This is a genomic window from Pseudocitrobacter vendiensis (genome assembly GCF_943590815.1).
Classification (GTDB): domain Bacteria; phylum Pseudomonadota; class Gammaproteobacteria; order Enterobacterales; family Enterobacteriaceae; genus Pseudocitrobacter; species Pseudocitrobacter vendiensis.
Genome location: NZ_CALSBS010000079.1, coordinates 1 through 1461, shown reverse-complemented (window position 1 = coordinate 1461; position 1461 = coordinate 1). Strand labels below are relative to the sequence as shown.

The 1461-nt window shown below is 60.6% G+C and carries 2 protein-coding genes; both read left to right on the top strand.

What is annotated here, in order from left to right; all coding sequences use genetic code 11:
- Positions 1-82 precede the first annotated feature (82 nt).
- A complete protein-coding gene (msrA, locus tag NMC31_RS26020; protein WP_004099036.1) occupies positions 83-622 on the top strand; it encodes a peptide-methionine (S)-S-oxide reductase MsrA in 540 nt (179 codons plus the stop codon).
- Between the two features lie 132 nt (positions 623-754).
- Positions 755-1423: a glutathione S-transferase family protein gene (locus tag NMC31_RS26015; protein WP_058678057.1), complete on the top strand. Its 669-nt coding sequence runs from the start codon at positions 755-757 to the stop codon at positions 1421-1423.
- Positions 1424-1461 lie beyond the last annotated feature (38 nt).

Here is a 1461-nt window from a genome sequence, read left to right as displayed (position 1 = left end):
GCGTCCCTTCGCTTCATCCCGCGCGACGAGATGGAGTCCGAGGGATACGGTGAATATCTCGATCAAGTAGAGGAGGCTTAACATGCATCAGCGCGCTGTTCTCGCAGGAGGATGTTTCTGGGGCATGCAGGATCTGATCCGCAAGCGGCCCGGCATCATCTCGACCCGTGTGGGTTACACGGGCGGCGATATTCCGAACGCCACGTATCGTAATCACGGCACGCATGCCGAGGGGATCGAGATTGTCTTCGACCCGACAGTGACGAGCTACCGGCACATCCTGGAATTCTTCTTCCAGATCCACGATCCGACGACGCTGAACCGCCAGGGCAATGATCGTGGGCTCTCCTACCGGTCGGGCATCTATTATGTCGACGAGGAGCAGAAGCGCGTCGCCGAGGATACGATCGCCGATGTGGATGCCTCGGGGCTGTGGGATGGCAAAGTGGTGACCGAGGTCCAGCCGGTCGGCGAGTTCTGGGAGGCCGAGCCCGATCACCAGGATTATCTGGAGAAGCGGCCGGGCGGCTACACCTGCCACTTCGTCCGTCCCGACTGGGTTCTTCCAAAGCGGCATGAGGCCGGCGATGTGAGCCCTGCGGCCGGGGCTGCAGCGGAATAGGCTTCGCTGCCGTTAGTGCCGCGCCGATCCGGTTCGCAACCTCCGACGACCGCGTCAATCGACGCGGTCGTCGAACCCGGCCTTGAAGCAGATCATTCCATTCAGCCGCCGTCGCAGTGCCAGGATCCAGATATGACAGACCTCTCCTCCTTTCCCATCACGCAGCGCTGGCCAGCATCTTATCCGGATCGCTTGCAACTATACGCGGCCCCCACGCCCAACGGCGTCAAGGTCTCGATGATGCTGGAGGAGACTGGCCTGCCGTATGAGCCCCACTTCGTCGACATCTCGAACAACGAGTCGAAGGATCCAGCGTTCGTGTCGTTGAATCCCAACGGCCGCATACCCGCGATCATCGATCCGGCTGGCCCTGACGGCCAGCCCATTGGCATATGGGAAACCGGTGCGATCCTCATCTATCTGGCCGACAAGACGGGGCAGCTCATCTCAACAACACCCGCCCAGCGGTACGAGACTCTGGCCTGGGTGTTCTTTCAGGTGTCGGGCGTTGGGCCGACCTTCGGACAGCTAGGCTTTTTCCTGCGATTTGCCGGCAAGGACTATGAGGACAAGCGACCTCGGCAGCGCTTTGTTGATGAATCCAGGCGTCTTCTCGGGGTCCTGGATCACCGGCTGGAGGGCCGCGAATGGATTGTCGATGATTACTCGATCGCGGACATTGCGACGTTTGGCTGGGTGAATGCGCTGGTCGAATTCTACGCAGCGGGCGACATCCTCGGCCTAAGCAGCTATTCGAACGTGCAGGCATGGCTCGAACGCGGGCTGGCGCGACCGGCTTAGCGTGCTTTATTTAATGAGATGGTCACTCCCTCCTTCCC